Annotated in this window: 13 protein-coding genes; 8 read left to right on the top strand and 5 right to left on the bottom strand. The window is 67.7% G+C overall.

Going from position 1 to position 18,492, the window contains the following annotated elements; translation table 11 throughout:
• The first annotated feature begins 1 nt into the window (after position 1).
• The 6 genes from nadD (at position 2) to CAFEA_RS08560 (ending at position 4,947) form a co-directional block, all read left to right on the top strand.
• The gene (gene nadD / locus CAFEA_RS08585; protein WP_063937947.1) at positions 2-622 is read left to right on the top strand and encodes a nicotinate-nucleotide adenylyltransferase; all 621 of its coding nucleotides are present in this window, start codon (positions 2-4) and stop codon (positions 620-622) included.
• Between the two features lie 65 nt (positions 623-687).
• Positions 688-1,161, top strand: a complete 474-nt coding sequence (gene rsfS, locus CAFEA_RS08580) for a ribosome silencing factor (RefSeq protein WP_034998223.1) — start codon at positions 688-690, stop codon at positions 1,159-1,161.
• A 3-nt stretch (positions 1,162-1,164) separates the two neighbouring features.
• The gene (locus CAFEA_RS08575) at positions 1,165-1,797 is read left to right on the top strand and encodes a histidine phosphatase family protein (RefSeq protein ID WP_063937949.1); all 633 of its coding nucleotides are present in this window, start codon (positions 1,165-1,167) and stop codon (positions 1,795-1,797) included.
• Positions 1,798-2,598, top strand: a complete 801-nt coding sequence (locus tag CAFEA_RS08570; protein ID WP_063937950.1) for a DegV family protein — start codon at positions 1,798-1,800, stop codon at positions 2,596-2,598.
• A 102-nt stretch (positions 2,599-2,700) separates the two neighbouring features.
• Complete coding sequence (locus CAFEA_RS08565; protein WP_063937952.1) at positions 2,701-3,366, top strand: ComEA family DNA-binding protein; 666 nt, start codon at positions 2,701-2,703, stop codon at positions 3,364-3,366.
• A 3-nt stretch (positions 3,367-3,369) separates the two neighbouring features.
• The gene (locus CAFEA_RS08560; RefSeq protein ID WP_063937954.1) at positions 3,370-4,947 is read left to right on the top strand and encodes a ComEC/Rec2 family competence protein; all 1,578 of its coding nucleotides are present in this window, start codon (positions 3,370-3,372) and stop codon (positions 4,945-4,947) included.
• A gap of 48 nt (positions 4,948-4,995) precedes the next feature.
• Here the strand turns inward: CAFEA_RS08560 and CAFEA_RS08555 are convergent, their stop codons facing one another.
• On the bottom strand, positions 4,996-13,740 hold the full coding sequence (locus tag CAFEA_RS08555; RefSeq protein WP_076589969.1) for a Rib/alpha-like domain-containing protein: 8,745 nt from the start codon (positions 13,738-13,740) through the stop codon (positions 4,996-4,998).
• Positions 13,741-13,943: 203 nt separating this feature from the next.
• Here CAFEA_RS08555 and holA point away from each other — a divergent pair, with 203 nt between their 5' ends.
• Both holA and CAFEA_RS08545 read left to right on the top strand, forming a co-directional pair.
• On the top strand, positions 13,944-14,879 hold the full coding sequence (gene holA / locus CAFEA_RS08550; RefSeq protein ID WP_063937958.1) for a DNA polymerase III subunit delta: 936 nt from the start codon (positions 13,944-13,946) through the stop codon (positions 14,877-14,879).
• The gene (locus CAFEA_RS08545) at positions 14,876-15,523 is read left to right on the top strand and encodes a LysE family translocator (RefSeq protein ID WP_063937960.1); all 648 of its coding nucleotides are present in this window, start codon (positions 14,876-14,878) and stop codon (positions 15,521-15,523) included. Before holA ends, CAFEA_RS08545 begins: the two co-directional genes overlap by 4 nt.
• Here the strand turns inward: CAFEA_RS08545 and CAFEA_RS08540 are convergent.
• The 4 genes from CAFEA_RS08540 to CAFEA_RS08525 all read right to left on the bottom strand — a co-directional run bounded on the left by CAFEA_RS08540 (position 15,520) and on the right by CAFEA_RS08525 (position 18,458).
• On the bottom strand, positions 15,520-16,506 hold the full coding sequence (locus tag CAFEA_RS08540; RefSeq protein WP_082855683.1) for a CE1 family esterase: 987 nt from the start codon (positions 16,504-16,506) through the stop codon (positions 15,520-15,522). The two genes, CAFEA_RS08545 and CAFEA_RS08540, sit on opposite strands and share 4 nt — an antisense overlap.
• A 91-nt stretch (positions 16,507-16,597) precedes the next feature.
• Positions 16,598-16,861, bottom strand: coding sequence for a 30S ribosomal protein S20 (gene rpsT / locus CAFEA_RS08535; protein ID WP_034998260.1), 264 nt, complete (start codon positions 16,859-16,861; stop codon positions 16,598-16,600).
• 187 nt (positions 16,862-17,048) lie between these two features.
• Entirely contained in the window at positions 17,049-17,555 is a 507-nt protein-coding gene (locus CAFEA_RS08530) for a type II toxin-antitoxin system PemK/MazF family toxin (protein ID WP_063937962.1), read from the bottom strand.
• 33 nt (positions 17,556-17,588) lie between these two features.
• Positions 17,589-18,458: a CPBP family intramembrane glutamic endopeptidase gene (locus tag CAFEA_RS08525; RefSeq protein WP_159437629.1), complete on the bottom strand. Its 870-nt coding sequence runs from the start codon at positions 18,456-18,458 to the stop codon at positions 17,589-17,591.
• Positions 18,459-18,492 lie beyond the last annotated feature (34 nt).

The raw sequence follows: 18,492 nt of genomic DNA, 5'->3' as shown, positions 1-18,492 counted from the left end.
CATGGCAGAACACTTTGCAGCCTCCCTGGATGAGGCGCGGCGCATCGGGGTGATGGGCGGCACGTTCGACCCCATCCACCATGGCCACCTAGTTGCCGCGAGCGAGGTGGCGGACCGGTTCAACCTGGACGAAGTCATCTTCGTGCCCACCGGCCAGCCCTGGCAGAAGGCGGGTAAGACCATCAGCCCGGCGGAGGACCGCTACCTGATGACGGTGATCGCCACCGCCTCCAACCCGCGCTTTTCCGTCTCCAGGGTGGACATTGACCGAGACGGTCCGACTTACACCATCGACACCCTGCGGGATCTGCGCCAACAGTTCCCGGACGAAGCGTTGTACTTCATCACCGGCGCCGACGCGCTGGCCTCCATCATGTCCTGGCACGACTGGGAGGAGATGTTCCAGCTCGCCGAGTTCGTCGGCGTGACCCGCCCGGGCTACGACCTGCGCGAAGACATGCTGCCGACGGACATCCAAAAGCGCGTGCACCTGGTGGAAATTCCGGCGATGGCCATCTCGTCCACAGACTGCCGCGCGCGTGCCGCCGAGGGGCGGCCCGTCTGGTACCTGGTGCCGGACGGGGTGGTGCAGTACATCGCAAAAAACGCCCTGTACGCCTAAGTAGCACTCTTAGGCCGTGTCGTGGGACAATGGCGGCGTCTGTCCAACCAACGAAGGGTTCCCACTTGACCGCTCCGCAGATCTCCATCGACCGGGCCAAGATTGCCGCGAAGGCCGCCGACGAGAAACTTGGCAAGAACATCGCTGTCATCGACGTGTCCAACGTTATGGCCATCACGGACGTGTTCGTGATCGTCTCCGCCGACAACGAGCGCCAGGTCGCCGCCATCGTCCAAGAGGTCGAAGGCGACCTGACGGACGCAGGCGTGGAGCCGAAGCGCCGCGAGGGCAACCGCGAAAACCGCTGGGTGCTTTTGGACTACGGCAACTTCGTCGTGCACATCCAGCGCGACGCCGAGCGCGAGTTCTACGGCCTGGACCGCCTGTACGCGGACTGCCCAGCCATCGAGGTCGAGGGCCTGGAGCCCTACGAACGCCCCGCCACCTTCGGCAACGAAGCCGAGATGCGCGAGGCACAGAACATCGAGGATCTGCCGCTGGCGGGCGAGGGCCCGGCAGCCGCCGACGACGAGTTCTAGGCCATGCAACGTCGTTTAATCCTGCTGCGCCACGGCGAAACGGACTACAACGCCACCTCTCGCATGCAGGGGCAGCTGGACACGACCCTGTCCGAGCGCGGCGTCAGCCAGGCGCACGCCGCGGCCCAAGAGCTGCGCGACCTGGGCATCTCGAAGATCATCTCTTCCGACCTTGTGCGCGCGAAAAACACTGCTGACGTGGTGGCGGCGGATTTGGGGTTGGCTGTAGACGTCGATAAGCGTCTGCGCGAGACGCACCTGGGCGACTGGCAAGGCAAAACCCACACCGAAGTGGACACCGAGCACGAAGGTGCACGTGCGGTGTGGCGCACGGACGCGACATGGGCGCCCCCGCGCGGTGAAAGCCGCCTCGAGGTCGCTGCGCGCGCGCAGGCCGTGGTGGACGAGCTGATGAGCGACTACGACGAGTGGGACAACTCCGCTGTGCTGCTGGTTTCCCACGGCGGCACCATCGCCGCGCTGACCGCGTCGCTGCTGGGCTTCGTGGTGGCGCAGTACCCGGCGATCAAGGGCTTGGGCAACGCGAACACGGCGCGGCTCGTGGCAATGCCGCGCCTGGACGAGCCGACGCAGACCCGCTGGTACCTCGAAGCTTGGAACCGGGGGCTGAACTAGATGGCGGTGCGCGTCGTGGTGGATTCTTCGGCGGGGCTGCCCGCTGAGGTCGTCCGTGAGCTGGACATCACCGTCGCCGACATGCACGTCATCGGCAGCGGTGAGGACAAGGGCACCTCTGGGGTGTCCTCGCTGGAGCTTGCGGCTTGCTACGCGCGCCAGTTGGAGCGCGGCGGCGATGACGGCGTGATCGCCCTGCACCTGTCTAAGTCGCTGTCGTCCACGTGGTCGGCGGCGGTGGCCGCGTCTGCGGTGTTTCCCGGCACGGTGAAAGTGGTGGAGACGGACGCCGCCGGGATGACTATCGGCGCGGCCGCCATGGCCGCCGCCACCGTGGCGCAGGAGGGTGGGGATCTGGCCGCGTGTGAGGAGATGGCGAAATCCACACTCGCCCGCTCCGAGACGTGGGTGTACCTGCACCAGCTCGACGACCTGCGCAAGTCCGGCCGCCTGCCCACCGGCACCGCCGTGCTTTCCGCGGCGCTTCTGGCCAACAAGCCGATTTTGCGCATCCACGACGGCAAGCTGGAACTCGCCGGCAAAACCCGCACCCAGTCGAAGGCGTTTGCCAAGCTCACGGAGCTGGTGGTGGAGCGCGCCGGCGGCCAGCCGGTGTTCGCGGCGATCCAGCACGCTGACGCCGAGGAGGCCGCTGACCAGCTGGCGTCATCGCTTGAGGCCCAGCTGCCGGAAGGCTCGCGGGTGATGTGCGAGCCGCTTGTCGACGTCATCGCGGTCCACACCGGACCCGGCGCCATCGGCCTGTCGGTTGTCTTTTCTTCTCCGGAATCCGCCCAGTAGGTGTGGATAACCCGCCCTAATCGGTGACGTTGCAACAACGTTATCCACAGGTTTTTCGATGGGGGCTTCCGGTGCGTGGCTGCCGGGCTTAGCGTGCCGGGCATGAACGCCATTGACCGTCTCCAGGAGCTCACCCGGCCCACCGGGGAAGAGGACCTGCTTGCCGTGCGCTATCCCGCGCCGCGGGTGTCCGTGCCGGTGAAGCCGGCCGCCGCGGCGGTGGTCGCGCTGCTCGTTGCGGTGGGGGCATGGGCGGCGCTGCGCGGCGGGGGCGGGGAGGGTGATGAAGTTTCGTGGGAGCAGGTGGCGTCGCCGACCGAGGTCAGCGAGGTGGTTGTCGTGGCGGTGGTGGGGGAGGTGGCCAACCCGGGCCTGATGACGCTGAACGAGGGCTCCCGCATCGCCGATGCCCTCCAGATCGCGCAGCCGCTGCCACACGCCGATTTGTTGGCGCACAACCAGGCGCAACTGCTTGTGGACGGCCAGCAGATCCACGTCCAAGCCATCGGCGCCACACCCCCGGCCGGCGGCGCATCCCAGGCCGGCGGTGCAGAAGGAGCGGCGCCTGCAGAGTCCGGCACCGTGTCGCTGAACTCCGCCTCCGCCTCCGAGCTGACCGCGCTTCCCGGGGTGGGGGAGGCGACCGCGGCGGCGATCGTGGCCCACCGGGAGACCAACGGGCCGTTTACCGCGGTGGAGCAGCTCACGGATGTCCGCGGCATCGGGCCTGCGAAGTTCGAGGCCATGCGCGACATGGTGGGGCTGTAAGCGGTGTCGGAGCTGCGGCTGGTGCCGGCGGCGCTGGCGGTGTGGGCCGCGGCGGCGTGCTGCATCCTCTTCGGGGTCTGGGCGGCGCTTCTCGTCGCCGGGGTCCTCGCCGTATGTTGTCTGGCCGCGCGCGAGCCGGGCCAGGCTGTGCTCACCGCAGGCCTCGGCGCGGCGGGGGCGCTCACGGCTGCGGTGCGCACCCGCGCAAGCGCCCCCGCCTCCGAGGTTGTGGGCACGATCAGCGGCACCCCGAAGCAGACGGATACGGGCGCCTACCTGGTGCGTGTGCGAGTACCAGGCAAGCCGTCGACCACGCCGGTGTTCGCCGACGAGCTGCCCGACGGAGCGGTCGCCGGCGCGCAGGTAGTGAGCCGCGGCGTGTCCAAGGAATCCGGCGTGCCGGGTGTGAACCCTTTCTTGCTCGACGGACACGTCGAGGTCCTCGGCCCGCCTGAAGGTTTGGCGGCGTTCGCGCACCACGTGCGTTCCACCTTCGCAGCGGCGGTGGAGGCGCAGGTGGGCGAAGGTGCGCGCGGGCTCATCCCAGGCATGGTGCTTGGCGACGTCTCCCTGCAACCCGCCGCCGAACAACAGATGTACATCGATACGGGCCTATCCCATTTGTCGGCGGTGTCTGGGGCGAATATCGCCATTGTGGCCACCTTTGCCACGGTGGCGGCGGCTGCGATAGGCGCGGGGCTGCGCGGCAGGATCGCCGCCTCCGCGGTGGCGCTTTTGGTCTACGCCGCGCTGGTGGGGCCGGAGCCGAGCGTGCTGCGCGCCTCAGTATCCGGCCTGGTGGGGCTGGTGGCGGTGCTTGCCTCCCGGCAAGCCGAGCCCGTCCACGCGTTGTGCCTGTCCGTCGTCGGGTTGGTGCTGGTGGATTCGGACCTGGCGGTGCACTACGGATTCGCCCTGTCAGTGGCGGCGACGGCGGGCATCGTGGCGCTCTACCCGCTGCTGTACCGCGCGCTGGCGGTGACTGCCTGGCCGGACATCCTTGTGCGGGCACTGGCCGTGGCGGTGGCGGCGGACCTAGCCACCATGCCGATTGTGGCGCTGATGGCAGGCAGAGTCTCGCTGGTTTCTGTCGGTGCCAACGTGCTGGTGGCACCCGTGGTGGGGCCGGTGACGGTGCTCGGCCTCGTCGCCGCGGTTTGCTCACTGCTGCCCGGCTGCCTGGAGGTGCCGGTGCTGTGGTGCGTGGAGCCACTGGCGTGGTGGGTGCACACGGTGGCTCGGGTGGGGGCGGGGCTGCCCAGCGCGACGGTGAGCGCAACCCCGCTTACGGCCTTGGTGGCCTACGGGTGGGTCGTTGCCGGTTTCCTGGCGGGCCGCCCGCGCGCGACGGTGTGCGCCGCGGCCGCATGCGTGATTGTTGCCGCCGCGATGAATCAGCCCGCCGCACCGGTGGATTACACCGGGCTGCGCGCGTATGTGGTGGACACCGCCGAGGAGGCTGAGCCGGTGCCGCAGTGGGCGCAGCTGGTGGTTGTGCTTGAAAGCGGCCCGCCGAAGAAACGTCCTGTAGCCACCCGCGACGGCATCCCCGTGATCTTCCCCAACCGAAAAGGCACCTGACCGGCGGGCAAACGCCACCGATCAGGTGCCTTTTGGGCTCAGCGAGGCCTACTCGCTGCTCGAGTCAGAGCTCAGCTGCTCGCCCGGGGTGCAGTTCTTCCACAGCAGCGTGACAACGAGTGCTGCCACGGCAACCGCGCCAGCGCCGCCGATCAACGTGCCGTGCTCGCGGCCGAACGCCTGCAACTGGCGGTTGATGCTGTCCACCTGTTGCGCAACATCCGGGTTGTACAGGCCCGTCTTCTGCTGCAGCTGGGTGTTGAAGTCCTGCAGTGCCGAGTGCGCTTGCTGCGAGAACTCGTCGACCCACGGCAGGTTGACCTGCGAGCCAATCGCGATCGGGATCAGCGCGAGCAGCGGCAGCCCGAATCCGACACCGGTGGCGATGCAGCGACCGCGCTCCTCATCCGTCAGCGCCGAGGAACCAGACGGCGCAGGGGCCGGGTCGGTGGGCTTTTCGGGCACCGGAGCGGGCTCGGTGACGGTGACGTCGATGGTGGCCTTGCTCGGGTCCTTGTCGGGGCGGGTGATTTCGACCTCGACGGGGTAGGTGCCCGGGGTGACGTCTTGCGGCGGGGTGACGATGACGTTGCCGTCGGGTTTGACCTCGACCCAGTCGGGCACGCTGGGCGCCGGGGTGACGGTGGCGTCGTCAGGCAGTGCCGGTGCCGGGATCTCGGTGGTGCCGCCCGGGGTGACGCTGACCTCCGGCGGGTAGACGTCGGTGGGCGCTTCGGGAGCGGTGACGGTGACGTCGATGGTGGCCTTGCTCGGGTCCTTGTCGGGGCGGGTGATTTCGACCTCGACGGGGTAGGTGCCCGGCTTGACGTCTTCCGGCGGGGTGACGATGACGTTGCCGTCGGGTTTGACCTCGACCCAGTCGGGCACGCTGGGCGCCGGAGTGACGGTGGCATCATCCGGCAGTGCCGGCGCCGGGATTTCAGTGGTGCCACCCGGGGTGACGCTGACCTCCGGCGGGTAGACGTCGGTGGGCGCTTCGGGAGCGGGCTCGGCCGGCACAGACGCCGGGTCGAACGGGTTGGTGCCCTTGTTCACCTCGTCCTCGTTGGACACACCGTCGCCGTCCCAGTCGGACACCTGCGCCATCGGCGTGCCGTCGACCGCCACGAGAGTGAACCGGGCGGTGACGTCCTCGTCAGCGGGCACGCCTGGGCGGTAGGTGACGGTGACGTCGGCGGAGGCGTCGAAAAGCGACGCGAGCTCCGCGACCGACTCCTTGCCGGTGTACAACTTCGCCAGCGCCTCCAGCGTCGGACCCACTGCGGTGATGTTGCCGCGGGCATCCGGGTCGGAGATCTGCCATAGCCCGTTGTGGTCGTGCGTTGCGGTGATGTGCGCCTCGGAGACATCCGGAGCGACATCGAAGGTCAGAAGCGCCGTGCCGGAACCGCCGAGCGCGGCGGTGACGGGGTCGCCGTAGCCCGGGTTGTAGGGCAGCTCGGCGGTGACCCGGATCTCCTCCGTCTCGTACGAGCCGTCCGGGTAGCGGATGGTCACGGTGGTGGTAAAGACATCGCCCGGTGCCGCATCCGCAGGCAGAGTGACGTAGGCGGTGCCGTCGTCGGCGATGACGAACTCCGGGTTATCCACGGTGAAGGTGGTGCCCTCCGGCATGGAGTGGTCGCCGACCTGCGGCAGGGTCACCTTGGCGCCCGGCTGGGCGTGGGTCTGGTCCCAGAACGGGGTGTGTGTGGTGGACAGCGATTCACCCACGGTCAGGGTGGTCTCCACGACGTCCTTGGTGCCGTCCGGGTAGGTCACGGTGATCGACGCTGTCTGCTCGCCGGGCACGGAGGTGTCCGGCTCGGTGGTCCACTCGATGTGGGTGCCCGGCGGGAAGGTGTCGGCGTTGACGACGGCGGTGGTGGCCGAAGGGGCGTCGACAAGCTGCTGCGTAAACACCGGGCGGGTGACAGGCTGGTGGGACTCGTTCATCGGGGTCGCGGGGGCCTCGATGACGGTGACCTCCACCGGCACCCGGTCCTCGGTCTTGTCCGGGTAGGTCACCACCACAGTCGCGGCAGTGGTGCCAGGTTTGGAGGTGTCGGGCTCGCTGTCCCAGGTGATGGTGGTGCCGGCCGGCAGGTCGGACGCGTTGGCGATAGCGGTGGCGGCGTTCGGCGCAGGCGTGTCCTCCACGGCCTGGATGCCCTGGCCCTGCGGGTCGTGTGTGTCGGCCTGGCTCGCCACGTCAACGGTGACCTCCACGGTGTCCGTGGAGCCGTCCGGGTAGGTCACCACCACCGTGGCTTCCTTTGCGCCCGGAGTAGAGGTGTCCGGGGCAGTTTCCCAACCGAATGTGGTCCCCGCGGGAAGGTCGGCCACGTTCGCCACGGAGTTTCCGGCCTGCGGCACATCGTCGCTGGTGACGCTCTGATCCTTTCCAACCGGGTCGTGTTGGTCGGCCATGGAACCGACGGCAACTTGGACGTTGACCTTGTCCGTGGTGCCGTCCGGGTAGGTCACCACCACCGTCGCGTCCTTCGTGCCCGGGGTAGAGGTGTCCGGGGCGTCCTCCCAAGTAATCGTGGTGCCCTCGGGGAGCAGCTCCGGGTTGGCAATAGACGCGGACGCCTCAGGGGCATCGCCCTGCTGAACAGATTGGTCTTGGCCGACCGGGTTGAACTGCTGGGACTGCTCGCGGACGCTGACTTTTACCTTCACGGTCTCAGTGGAACCGTCGGGGTAGGTCACCAGCACTTCGGCGTCCTTGTCGCCCGGGGCGGAGACGTCAGGCTCGGTCTTCCAGGTCACCGTGGTGCCGGCAGGCAGCTCGGAGACGTTGGCAATCGAGCCGGTGGCCGCCGGCACTTGCCCGTGGTTGGTGCTCTGCGGCTGGCCCTCCGGGGAGAACTGGTCGGCCTGGGAGCGCACGGCAACAGTGACCTTCACAGTGTCGGTCGTGCCGTCCGGGTAGGTCACCAGGACCTCGGCGTCCTTATTGCCCGGGGTAGAGGTGTCCACTGGCTGGGTGAACTCGAAGTGGGTGCCGGCCGGCAGGTCGTCGACGTTGCCAACGGAAGCGCGAGGCACGACGCTGTCGCCGACGTTGACGGTCTGCTCGCCAGCGCTCGGGGTGTGCTGCTCGTTCATCGGGGTCTTCGGTGCCGCGACAACGTGGACGGTGACCGGGACGCGATCCACCGTGCCGTCCGGGTAGGTCACCAGCACGACGGCCGGGACGTCGCCGGTTGCAGAGGTATCCGGCGCGACCGACCACGTGTAGACGGCATCGGCCGGCAGCTCCGCCACGTTGGCGATGGCCGTGCGCGCCGGCGGCGCGTCGACGCCCTCGACAGCGGTGATGTCCTGGCCGGCAGCGTCGTGCTGGTCGGTGTGGGTGCGCACGATGACCTTCGCCGGCACGCGGTCGACGGAGCCGTCCGGGTAGGTCACCACGACAACGGCGTCCTTGACGCCGGATGTGGAGGTGTCCACCGGCTGCTCCCAGGTGAGGTTCGTGCCGTCCGGCAGGTCGCCGGACACCGACGCGCGCGGGTCGGCGGCCTCGCCCTGGTTCACCACCTGGTCGGCGGCGGTGGGATCGTGCATCTCGGCGTCGTCGCGCACCTGCACCACAACCGTGAGGGTCTCCGTGGTGCCGTCGGGATAGGTCACCAGCACCTCGCCTGTTTTCTGTCCAGGCGAGGAGGTGTCGGGCGTGGACACCCAGGTGAACTCGGTGCCGTCCGGCAGCTCGTTGGCGTTGTCCACGGAGTCGGCGGCCTGCGGCTGCGCGCCCTTGTCCACCACCTGCAGCCCCGCGTGCGGGGTGTACTGCTGCTCGTTGGAGCGGACGCTAACGGTCACGCTCACGGTTTCGCTGGTCCCGTCGGGGTACTCCACGCGCACCACGGCGTCCTTCACACCGCTGCTCGAGGTATCCGGTGCGCTCTCCCACGTCAACTTGGTGCCCACCGGTAGCGAATCCGGGTGCACAATGGAGGCGGCGGGCGCGGGGTCTTCGCCGATGTTGACGGTCTGGGTCCTGCCGGCGGGGGCGTAGTACTGCTCGTCGGTGCGTACGTCGACCTGCACGCTGACGCGGTCGACGGAGCCGTCCGGGTAGGTCACCAGCACCACTGCGTCCTTGGCACCGGAGGTCGCGGTGTCCACGGGAGATTCGAAGGTGAAGGTGGTGCCTTCGGGCAGGTCGTTTGCGTTGCTTATCGACGCCTTCGGGTCCACCGCAGCATCCCTATCCACCGTCTGCGGCTGGCCAGTCGGCTCGTTCGCGTCCGCAAGCGGGCTCACAACGATCTGGGTTGTGACCTCCTCGGAGGAGCCGTCCGGGTAGGTGACGGTGATGGAGACGTCCTGGACGCCGGTCTGGCTGGTGTCCGGTGGCGTCTGCCAGGTGTAGGTGGCGCCGGGCAGGTCGTCTGTGTTGGCGATGGAGTCCTCCGGGCGCAGGTCCTTGGCGCCGTTTTCCACGGTGCGCACCTTGGGCGTGGGGGTGGAGGTGTCGGCCTGCGGCCGCACGGTGACGGTGACCTCGACGGTGTCGGTGGAGCCGTCGGGGTAGGTCACCTTCACGGTGCCGGTCTTGTCGCCGGGGGAGGAGGTGTCAGGCGTGCTGTCCCATTCCACCTTCGTGCCGGCCGGCAGGTCCGAAAGGTTGCCGATGGATGCGGCGGCGTCCGGGGTGGCGCCGTTGTCCACGGTCTGTTCCGCGGCGGCGGGAGCGTAGTCGTCCGCAAGCGGGGTGACGGTGACCGTCACGGTGATGGTGTCGACCGTGTCGTCCGGGTACACCACGCGTACCTCGACGTTGTCGAACGTGCCGGGCTTGTCCGTCGACGGCGGGTTGACAAACTCGAAGTGCGTGCCAGTCGGCAGCGAGTCCGCGTCTGCCACGGCATCGCGGGCGTTCAGCGCGCTGGTGGCCTGGACGGTGACGTCCTGGCCGGCCGGATCGTTGGTCGTGTTCATCGGCTCTGCCGGCTTTGGCGTCACCTTGACCTGCACCGGCACGTCATCGGTGGAGCCGTCCGGGTAGGTCACGCGCACGACCGCGTCCTGGGTGCCGGTTGCGCTGGTGTCCGGCTCGGTGGCCCAGGTAAAGGTGGTGCCGGCGGGCAGGTCGCCGATGTTGGTGATCGCCGACTCGGGGTACGCCTCGGCGCCTTCGACCACGTCGATGTCCTGGCCAGCGGGGGAGTTGGTGTCCGCCTGCGGGCGCACCGTGACGGTTGTGGTGACCTTTTCGGTGGAGCCGTCCGGGTAGGTGACAACCACGGTGACCTCTTGCTTGCCTGGCTTCGAGGTGTCCACCGGGTTCTCCAGCGCGAGCGTGGTGCCTTCCGGCAGCGTGTCCTCGTTGGCCAGCAGGTCTTCTGCCGTGACGTGGTCTCCGATGTCGGCGGTGACGTCGGCGCCCTGCGGGTCGGCCGAGTCCGACAAGGGCCGCACGGTCACCTTCACGGCAACCGTGTCCACGGTGCCGTCGGGGTAGGTGATGATGACGTTGGTGGAGTGGGTGCCAGGCTGCGCGCCCGCCGGCGGCACCTCGAAGGCGAACTTTGTCCCTTCCGGCAGGTCGCCGGCGTTTGCGATCGAGTCCTTCGGGTCGGCGTCGGTGCCGTAGTCCACGGTCTGATCCTGGCCTTCAGGGGAGAACGTGTCGGCCTGCGAGCGCACAACAACGCTCACCGGCACCTTCTCCGTGGAGCCGTCCGGGTAGGTGACCACCACAACGGCGTCCTTCGACCCCGGCGAGGAGGTGTCGGGTGCTTCCTCCCATTCGAACGTGGTGCCCTTCGGCAACGATGCGGTATCGGCGATGGAGTCTTGCGCCTTCGGCGTGGCACCGTTGTCGACGGTCTGCGTTTTCGCCACCGGAGCGTACTGGTCGGCCTGGGTGCGCACTTCCACCTGCACCTTGATGTCCTCGGTGGTGCCGTCCGGGTACGTCACGCGCACCACGCCGTCCTTCGTGCCTGGCGAGGAGGTGTCCGGAGTGGTGGCCCACTCGAAGCGGGTGCCGTCGGGAAGCTGCTGGCTCGGCAGCAGGGACAGCTCCGGGTCGAGCGTCGTGTCTTGATCCACCACCTGCACCGCCGGCTGCGGCGCGTACTGCTCGTTTTGCGGGGTCACCGTCACCTGCACCTGGACGCGGTCCTCAGTGCCGTCCGGGTAGGTGACAACAACCACGGCGTCCTTCGTGCCCGGCGTGGAGGTATCCGGGGTGTCCTCGAACTCGAAGGTCGTGCCTTCCGGCAGCTCGCTTGCGTTGCTTATCGACGCCTTCGGGTCCACCTCAGCACCATTGTCCACCGTCTGCGGCTGCCCGGACGAGTCGAACTGCTCCGCCTGGGTGCGCACGTGCACCGTCACCTCTACCCGGTCCACGGTGTCGTCGGGGTAGGTGACCAGAACAACGGCCGGCTTCGCGCCGGACGTTGAGGTATCCACCGGAGTTTCGAAGGCGAAAAATGTGCCGGCCGGCATGTCGTCGGCGTTGGCGATAGAGGCGCGCGCGGTCGGCGTATCGCCCAGGTTGACCGTCTGGTCCTGACCAGCCGGGTCGTTGGTCTGGTTCAGCGGCTTTGTGGGTGCCGGGGTGATGCGCACCGTCACCTCCACGCGGTCTACCGAGCCGTCGGGGTAGGTCACCAGGACCACTGCGGGGAAGTCGCCCTCCTTGTCGGTGGACGGCGGCGTTTCCCAGCTGTAGGTTGCGTCCGCCGGCAGGTCCACCACGTTGGCGATGGCGGAGCGCGCCTCCGGTACAGAGGTTCCCACGACGGCCTCGGTGGTTTGGCCCTGCGGGGTGAACTCCTCCGCCTGCGGGGTCGGTGTGACGGTGACTTTGGCGAAGACCGTCTCCTGCGAGCCGTCCGGGTAAACCACCTGCACGGGGATCGTGTACTCGCCGGGCGCGGTGCCAGCGGGCGGGGTGGCGGTGAACCCGCCGGTGCCCGCGCCTGAGGCTGCCAGCGTGGTCCAGCCGGAAACGGGGGCACCGGAGGCGTCGACAGGCGTGCCGTAGCTGAATTTTGTGCCCTCCGGAACGGACGTGTCCGTCTGGTTCAGTGTGACGGCCTTGCCGGGGAAGGTTTCCATGGCGGGGTAGGCAGGCTGGCTCACCGCGTTTTGCCCCTTGGCCACGATGAAGGAGTCAGACGCGAGCAGGTCGCCGATGCCACTGTAAAGGGTTGCCGAGTACACGGTTCCGGCGGCAGCAGAGGGGTCCGCAGACACCGGGAAGGTGCATGCGTTCGCGTCCGAAAGCGAGGACACCGGGCACTCCTTGACCACCTTGCCAGTGGTTTCGTTGCGCCAGACGATGCGGTTGCCCGGCACCGGCGGCAGCGTGCCCGTGACATTGAGCTGCGCCGTGCCGTCCAGCGGCGACGGGTTCAGCAGCTGGTCGTAGTTGGGAATGTCCAACTTCACCGGCCCGTAGGGCACGACCGCGAAGCCGAAGTTGTAGAAGTTGTCCGGCGCGGGGTTCATGCCCGGCACGATGGCCGCGGCGGGGCGGGGAGCCTCGCCGGCGTTGTCGTTGTACTTCTGGAACACCGGGGTAGGGAAAGGTGAGTACGCGTTGACCTGCTGGCCGTTCTGGTCCGTGACCCACATGTACATGCGCGAGTTGCCGGAGAGTTCCTTGTAGTCGGTGCGCAGGGTGTACTGGCCGTTTTCGTCGGTCTTTCCGGTGACGGTCACCGCGATCGGTTCGTTGCCGGCAGCCCGCATTTCCTCGAGCATGGCCTTGATAGCGCCCGCTCGCTGCGCCAGCGTGATCTTGGAATCTTTTTCAATGGCCTCGACGCGCTTTTGGGCTTCGGGGGTCAGCACCGAAGCGAAGACGTTGTAACCCTCGAGGTTGGTGTCGCCGTCGCCCGTGTTGCGGGTGGGCGGGCCGACCTGGCGGTCGCCCTTGAGCGTGTCCATCCACACAAAGCCGGAGATCGTATCGGTCACCTGCAGGGTAGTCGCCGGGTTGTTCAGCGGGCCGAGGGGATCAACCTTGACGCTGGGGGCGGACATGTAGCTTGTGGCGGGGTCTACCACCTCGGTGAGGAAAATGCCGGTGCGCTGGATATTCTGGCCAGCCAGCTGGAACATGCCTGACGCGTCCGCGGGGTACTGGCCAGAGCCCGGTGCCACGCCGACCCAGGAGTTGGGCACGATGCCGCCGGATTGGCGGGTGTAGACGTACTGGTTGCCCGTTTCCGGGTTGACCAGGTCTTTTTCCGCCACCCACAGGCGGTACGCCTGCTGGCCGTTGCCCACGCCGGAGGCGTTGAACAGGTGCGGTTTGCCGTTGGCGTCGTAGAAGGAGACGTAGTTGCCCTTTTTATCCTTGACCAGGTTGCCGTTTGCGTCGCGCATGCGCAGGTCGAAGGCGTAGGCGCCGGCGGCCTGCCCTGCAAGGGGCTGGGACTGGGCTGCGTAGACGGGAGAAAGCGTGCCGTCGGAGTCGCGGAACTGCATGAACACGGTGACACCGTTGAGACCCATGGAGTCGTTGATGCTCGACGGCGCGGTTGACTCCATGACGCCGACGCGCCCGGACAGCAGGCTCCCGGCGTTAGTGAGGTCGGCAGCGCTGTTGACGTAGCCGTTTTTGATGGCGTCTGCGTCGATGGTTCCAGCCGGGGCAGACCACTTCGAGTCGGCCGGGCTGCTGTTGGTCACAGCCTCAGCTTCTGGGGCGGTGTCGGGGGAGGCCACCGCATGCGTAAGCGGGGCAACGGTGGCAAGGGCAAGTGCGGCGGCAGCGATGGAGGTGCCGCGGCGGCGGGAGGTCAGGTGCGTGCTCAAAGGGGATCCTTCCGTTGTGTTGTGCTGGTCCGGTACGGGCCCGGCGGATGCTCACGGGCGGTGACGCTTTGCGCAGTCTCCAATAGAAGTATGAAGCCACACTGCGGAATTTGCCAGGGTTTTACGGGGACTAAAACCCTGTGTGATTGTGGGGAATACCCCGGTGCGATGGAAGTCTGTGCGGCAGCGGCTCGGGACGTAAGATGGCGCGCATGCTCAACCCCGTGCACCTGGTGCTCGGCGAGGACGATTTCCTCGCCGAGCGCGCAACCAAAGCCATCGTCGCCCAAGCCGGCGAGGGCGTGGAGGTGACCACCCTGCGCGCCGGCGACGTCTCCGAGGGTGAGATCGCGATGGCCACCAGCCCGTCGCTGTTCGCGGAGGACCGCGTAGTGGTGGTCAAGCACGCGGAACTTGCCGGCAAGGAACCCACCGAGATCCTCCTGCAGGCGTGTGTGAACCCCGTGCCGGGCATCACGCTGATCGTCGAGCACACCGGCGGCGGACGCCAAAAGGCGATGGTGAAGAAGTTTGCCAAGGTCGCCGAGGTGCACAAGGCTGATGCGCTGAAAGACAACGAACGCCGCTCCTGGCTGATGGAGGAGTTCCGCAGCCACGGTGTGCGCCCCACCCCGGACGTGGCCGCCGCGGTGCTGGAATCGGTCGGCTCGGACCTTCGCGAGCTCGCCTCCGCCGTCAGCCAGCTGGTCAGCGACACCGAGGGCGAGCTCACGGTCGAAGCCGTGCGTGCCTACTACGTGGGCGTGGCTGAGGTCGCCGGTTTCGACATCGCGGACCAGGCAGTGGCGGGACGCGCGGACCGGGCGCTCGCCTCCACCCGTCGCGCGCTGCAGCTGGGCACCAGCCCGGTGTCCATCGCGGCGGCGCTCGCACGCAAGGTCGGCGACATCGCCAAACTGCACGGCGTGCGCGGCAACCCGGACCAGCTGGCGCGCACCGTCGGCATGCATCCGTACGTGGCGAAAAAGACCATGCAGGTGGCGCGCCAGTGGAGCGGGGACGCGGTCTCCCACGCCGTGATCATCGTCTCCGATTTGGACGCCGAGGTGAAAGGCCAAGGCGGCGACCCGGAGTTCGCCCTCGAAAACGCGGTGCGACGCATCGCTGAGCTGGCATGATCGCGCCGGGCGATCTTGCGGTCATCGTCGGGCTCAACCTGATCGGTGCCGCCGCCCCCGGCCCGGACATGGTCCTGCTCATGCGCACGGCGACCCGATCGCGAAAGCACGCCTGGGCGACCAATCTGGGCATCCACACCGGCGCCGCGTTGTGGTTCACGCTCACCGTCGTGGGCGCGGCGGCGCTGCTGCACGCGGTGCCGCAGGCCGTCGCCGCCATACAGGTCGTCGGCGGCGCGGCGCTGATCTGGATGGGCCAGCACAACCTGCGCGGCGGGCTGCGCGACAGGCACGATCCACCCGCGGATCTGGAGGAAGCGGTGCAGCGGTTGGGCTCGGTGCAAGCTGCCTATCGACGAGGCGTGGCCACCAACCTGGCCAACCCCAAAATCGTGGTCGCGCTGACCGCCATGATCGCGCCGCTTTTGCCCGCGAACCCATCACTGACAACCGCGGTGATTGTCATCGCCGCGCTCTGGCTCAGCTCATTCGCCCTGTTCGGGGCGGTCGCGCAGATCACCTCGGCAGAACGGGTGCGCCGGAAGTTCCTCCGCGCCGGGCCGTACATCGACATTGCCGCGGGCGCGTTTTTCATGGTGGTCGGCGCCGTGCTCATCGCCCGCGGGCTGGTCGGCGTGGTCTAGAGGTAGCGGCGCAAAAACTGTGCCGTCCGGTGCGTCGCGCTAGGCGAGTCGAACCAGGTGTGGCCGCCGCCCTCGACGCGCTCGATGCGCACAGGTGCGGAGCAGAGCTCGAAGTCGAAGGTGGTGATGCTGCCGGAGCGCGATGTTGATGCCACCATGGTGCAATCGTTTTTGCGGGCGAGGGTGCGCGCCACGTTCTCCACGGACTCGAAAGGCGCGCCGTGGCGGAAACCGCCGTTGTAGCCCACCACGCCGTCCTTGGTGCCGTGCATGATCATCGTCGGCACTTCGCCTGACGTGCAGCCGGTGACGGTGGGGGAGTAAAACGCGCCCGCCACCGACGCCACGCCGCGCACCGTCTCCGGGGCGTGGCAGGCCAGCGCGGCGACCATGCCGCCGCCGTTGGACAGCCCCACGGCGACGGTGCGGGAGGTGTCGGCGTTGTAGCGCGAAGCAACGTCGTTAAGCACGGCTTTTGTGTACGCGACATCCTCGTCGATGCTGGTGTCCGCGTACGGCGCGCCTCCCCAGGCGTTGTCGACGCCCTGGCCGTAGACCACGATCGCGTCCGGGAACTGGCTTTCCAGGTTGGAGTAGTCGTGCATGTTGCCCGAGGTGTGGTGCCAGCCGCCGAAGCCTAGCACCACCGGGTAGGACTTCTCCGCGTCGAAGCCGCGCGGCAGCACCACGTCGTAGGTGCGGGTGCGCCCATCAACCTGCAGCGAGTGGGTGTGCTCGCGCGAAGGCGAGGTGACCTTGCCGTTTTTCACCATCGGAATCGCGATAGCGATGCTGGCCAACAACGCCGCCAGCACCCCGAGCGCGCGCACCTGCTCCGGGTCCACGCCCGGAGCGTAGCGGGCCAATAGCGCCTCAAACTCGGGGGAGGAACTTAGCTGCTGCGCCTCGGCCGGCGCGACCGGCGACGACAGCGACAGGGAGGTGGCAAGCGCAGCTGCGAGCGCGCGGCGTGAGTGTTTCACAGCGGGTACATCGATTCTTGGTTCAAAGGGGTTTACACACGAAACGCCCCGTGCACCGGTTAAACGATGCACGGGGCGAAACACGATGGAATTAGTCCATCTTGTTCAGGGCGCGAGCCATGTTGGACTTCTTGTTCGCCGCGGAGTTGCGGTGGAACACGCCCTTGGTCACAGCCTTGTCCAGCTTGCGGGAAGCCACGCGCAGCTGCGCCTCAGCGGCAGCCTTGTCGCCGGACTCCACAGCCTCGCGGAACTTGCGGATCTCCGTGCGGGTGGCGGAGCGGACGGACTTGTTGCGCTGACGACGCTTCTCGTTGGTGAGAACGCGCTTCTTCTGCTGCTTGATGTTAGCCATTATGAAATACCTCTTGGTTTCTCAATCGAACACGGATGTCGTCGCCCCAGCCGGGTAAAAACGCGCACTGCTTTGGCTATGAACGCGAACCCAAGGTCCTGCCCGCGTAGCAGCACGCACCCGAAAGTGGCCGGAGACGGTCAACTTGAGCAGGATAACAGCCCGTCTCTACCGGGACAAACTGGCCTTAGAGCCACTGGAAGCGCTCGCGCAGCGTGTTCGCCACACGCTCGAAGCGACGCTGCGGCACGGTTGTGCCGCGCCGGTGCACGTCGGCCTCCGGCACAATGAGGGTCTTGTCCAAGCGCACCCAGCAGGGGTGGCCGGATGCGTCCCAGTCGCCGGGGCCGATCTCAAACCAGCGGTCGTCTTCCGCGTGGCCTGCTTCCGGGGAGATCAGCAGGCCCAAGATGTCGCTGTGCTCCCGGCCCACCACCAGCATCGAGCGCTCTTTCGGCGGGTGCGACGGCACGGTCACCCACACCACCTCGCCGGGTTCGGCGCCGCCGTCCATGTCGGGGGCGTAGTAGACGTTGCGGGGCACCGAGCCGGTGGGGCGCACGTCCATGCGCGAGGCGCGCTTGCGGCGCATCTCAATCTGGTTGGCCACCCGGTCGTGCAGCAGAGCCAGACCCTGGTCGAGCGATGCCGTGCGGGGTCGCGCACTTTTGCGCTTAAATCGCTCGAACGCCACGTTGGCACCTCCACATTGCAGTTATCTGCAACCTTAAGCTGTCTCGCCTGCTGGGACAAGGGGTTTCTGCTGATCGGCTGAAACTCCTTTGAGCGCCCACAGCAGCAGGATGGTGCACACGATCGTCATCAGGGCGGCCCCGAGCATCTGCTGCCACCCGATCTCCGTGGCGTTCGGGTCGAGCATGTCCACCGCGCCGGAGCAGAAGAACACGGTGTTGCCGACGGCGTGCAGCGCGATCCCGGCCTCAAGCCCGCCGGTGCGCCACGTCAGCACCGCGGTGCACACGGCGAATACGGCGATATCGATCAGCCCGATCCAGTTGTAGGTGTGGCTGGCCACAAACAGCACGCCCGGTAGCGCGTAGGCGAGCCACGCCGGCGCGCGCCACTGCCCGAGGATCTGCGGCAGCGCGCCACGGAAGACGTACTCCTCGGCCGCGGACTGCAGCGGCACGGCGATCAACAGGGCCGCGATTAGGGTCAACCGGAACGGGTTGATGGTGGTATCGGCGGCGGCGCCCCGGAGGACGTCGATAAGCAAAGATACTGCGTACACCGCACCCACCACAGCGAGCGAGCGCCCCAGCACACCCCACCGCAGCCGCAACGCGGTGCTGTGCAGCGCACGCGGGCGGCGGCCGGCGATAAGTGCTGCGAGAAACGGCGCCGGCAGGATCGCGGCGATGAGCAGCACCTGGACCAGCGGGGTAAGCGGATCCGCCGTGCCCGCCAGCAGGTCAAGATAGTTCCGCCCGCTCAGGCCCGCCGCCAGCCCGAGGAGCATCGCGGAGATAGCCACGAAGGCGATGACCAACCCCACCAGCACGAGAAGTTCAATCAGCGCCCGCCACCACGCGGCGGGTCGGGTGCGATCAGTGAGTCCGAGACGGTGATAAGGCATGGTGCGTACCGTAGCGCGGGGTGACGCAAAGTAG

The organism is Corynebacterium afermentans subsp. afermentans, from assembly GCF_030408355.1.
GTDB classification, from domain to species: Bacteria; Actinomycetota; Actinomycetes; order Mycobacteriales; family Mycobacteriaceae; genus Corynebacterium; species Corynebacterium afermentans.
Note: the sequence above shows the minus strand (reverse complement) of the source record. Positions and strands in the feature narration are given on the sequence as shown.

Excerpts from the sequence above, each read along its gene's own strand:
- nadD (WP_063937947.1), top strand. The coding sequence starts at position 2 with ATGGCAGAACACTTTGCAGCCTCCCTGGATGAGGCGCGGCGCATCGGG.
- CAFEA_RS08575 (WP_063937949.1), top strand. The coding sequence starts at position 1,165 with ATGCAACGTCGTTTAATCCTGCTGCGCCACGGCGAAACGGACTACAAC.
- CAFEA_RS08570 (WP_063937950.1), top strand. The coding sequence starts at position 1,798 with ATGGCGGTGCGCGTCGTGGTGGATTCTTCGGCGGGGCTGCCCGCTGAG.
- CAFEA_RS08565 (WP_063937952.1), top strand. The coding sequence starts at position 2,701 with ATGAACGCCATTGACCGTCTCCAGGAGCTCACCCGGCCCACCGGGGAA.
- holA (WP_063937958.1), top strand. The coding sequence starts at position 13,944 with ATGGCGCGCATGCTCAACCCCGTGCACCTGGTGCTCGGCGAGGACGAT.
- CAFEA_RS08545 (WP_063937960.1), top strand. The coding sequence starts at position 14,876 with ATGATCGCGCCGGGCGATCTTGCGGTCATCGTCGGGCTCAACCTGATC.
- rpsT (WP_034998260.1), bottom strand. The coding sequence starts at position 16,861 with ATGGCTAACATCAAGCAGCAGAAGAAGCGCGTTCTCACCAACGAGAAG.
- CAFEA_RS08525 (WP_159437629.1), bottom strand. The coding sequence starts at position 18,458 with ATGCCTTATCACCGTCTCGGACTCACTGATCGCACCCGACCCGCCGCG.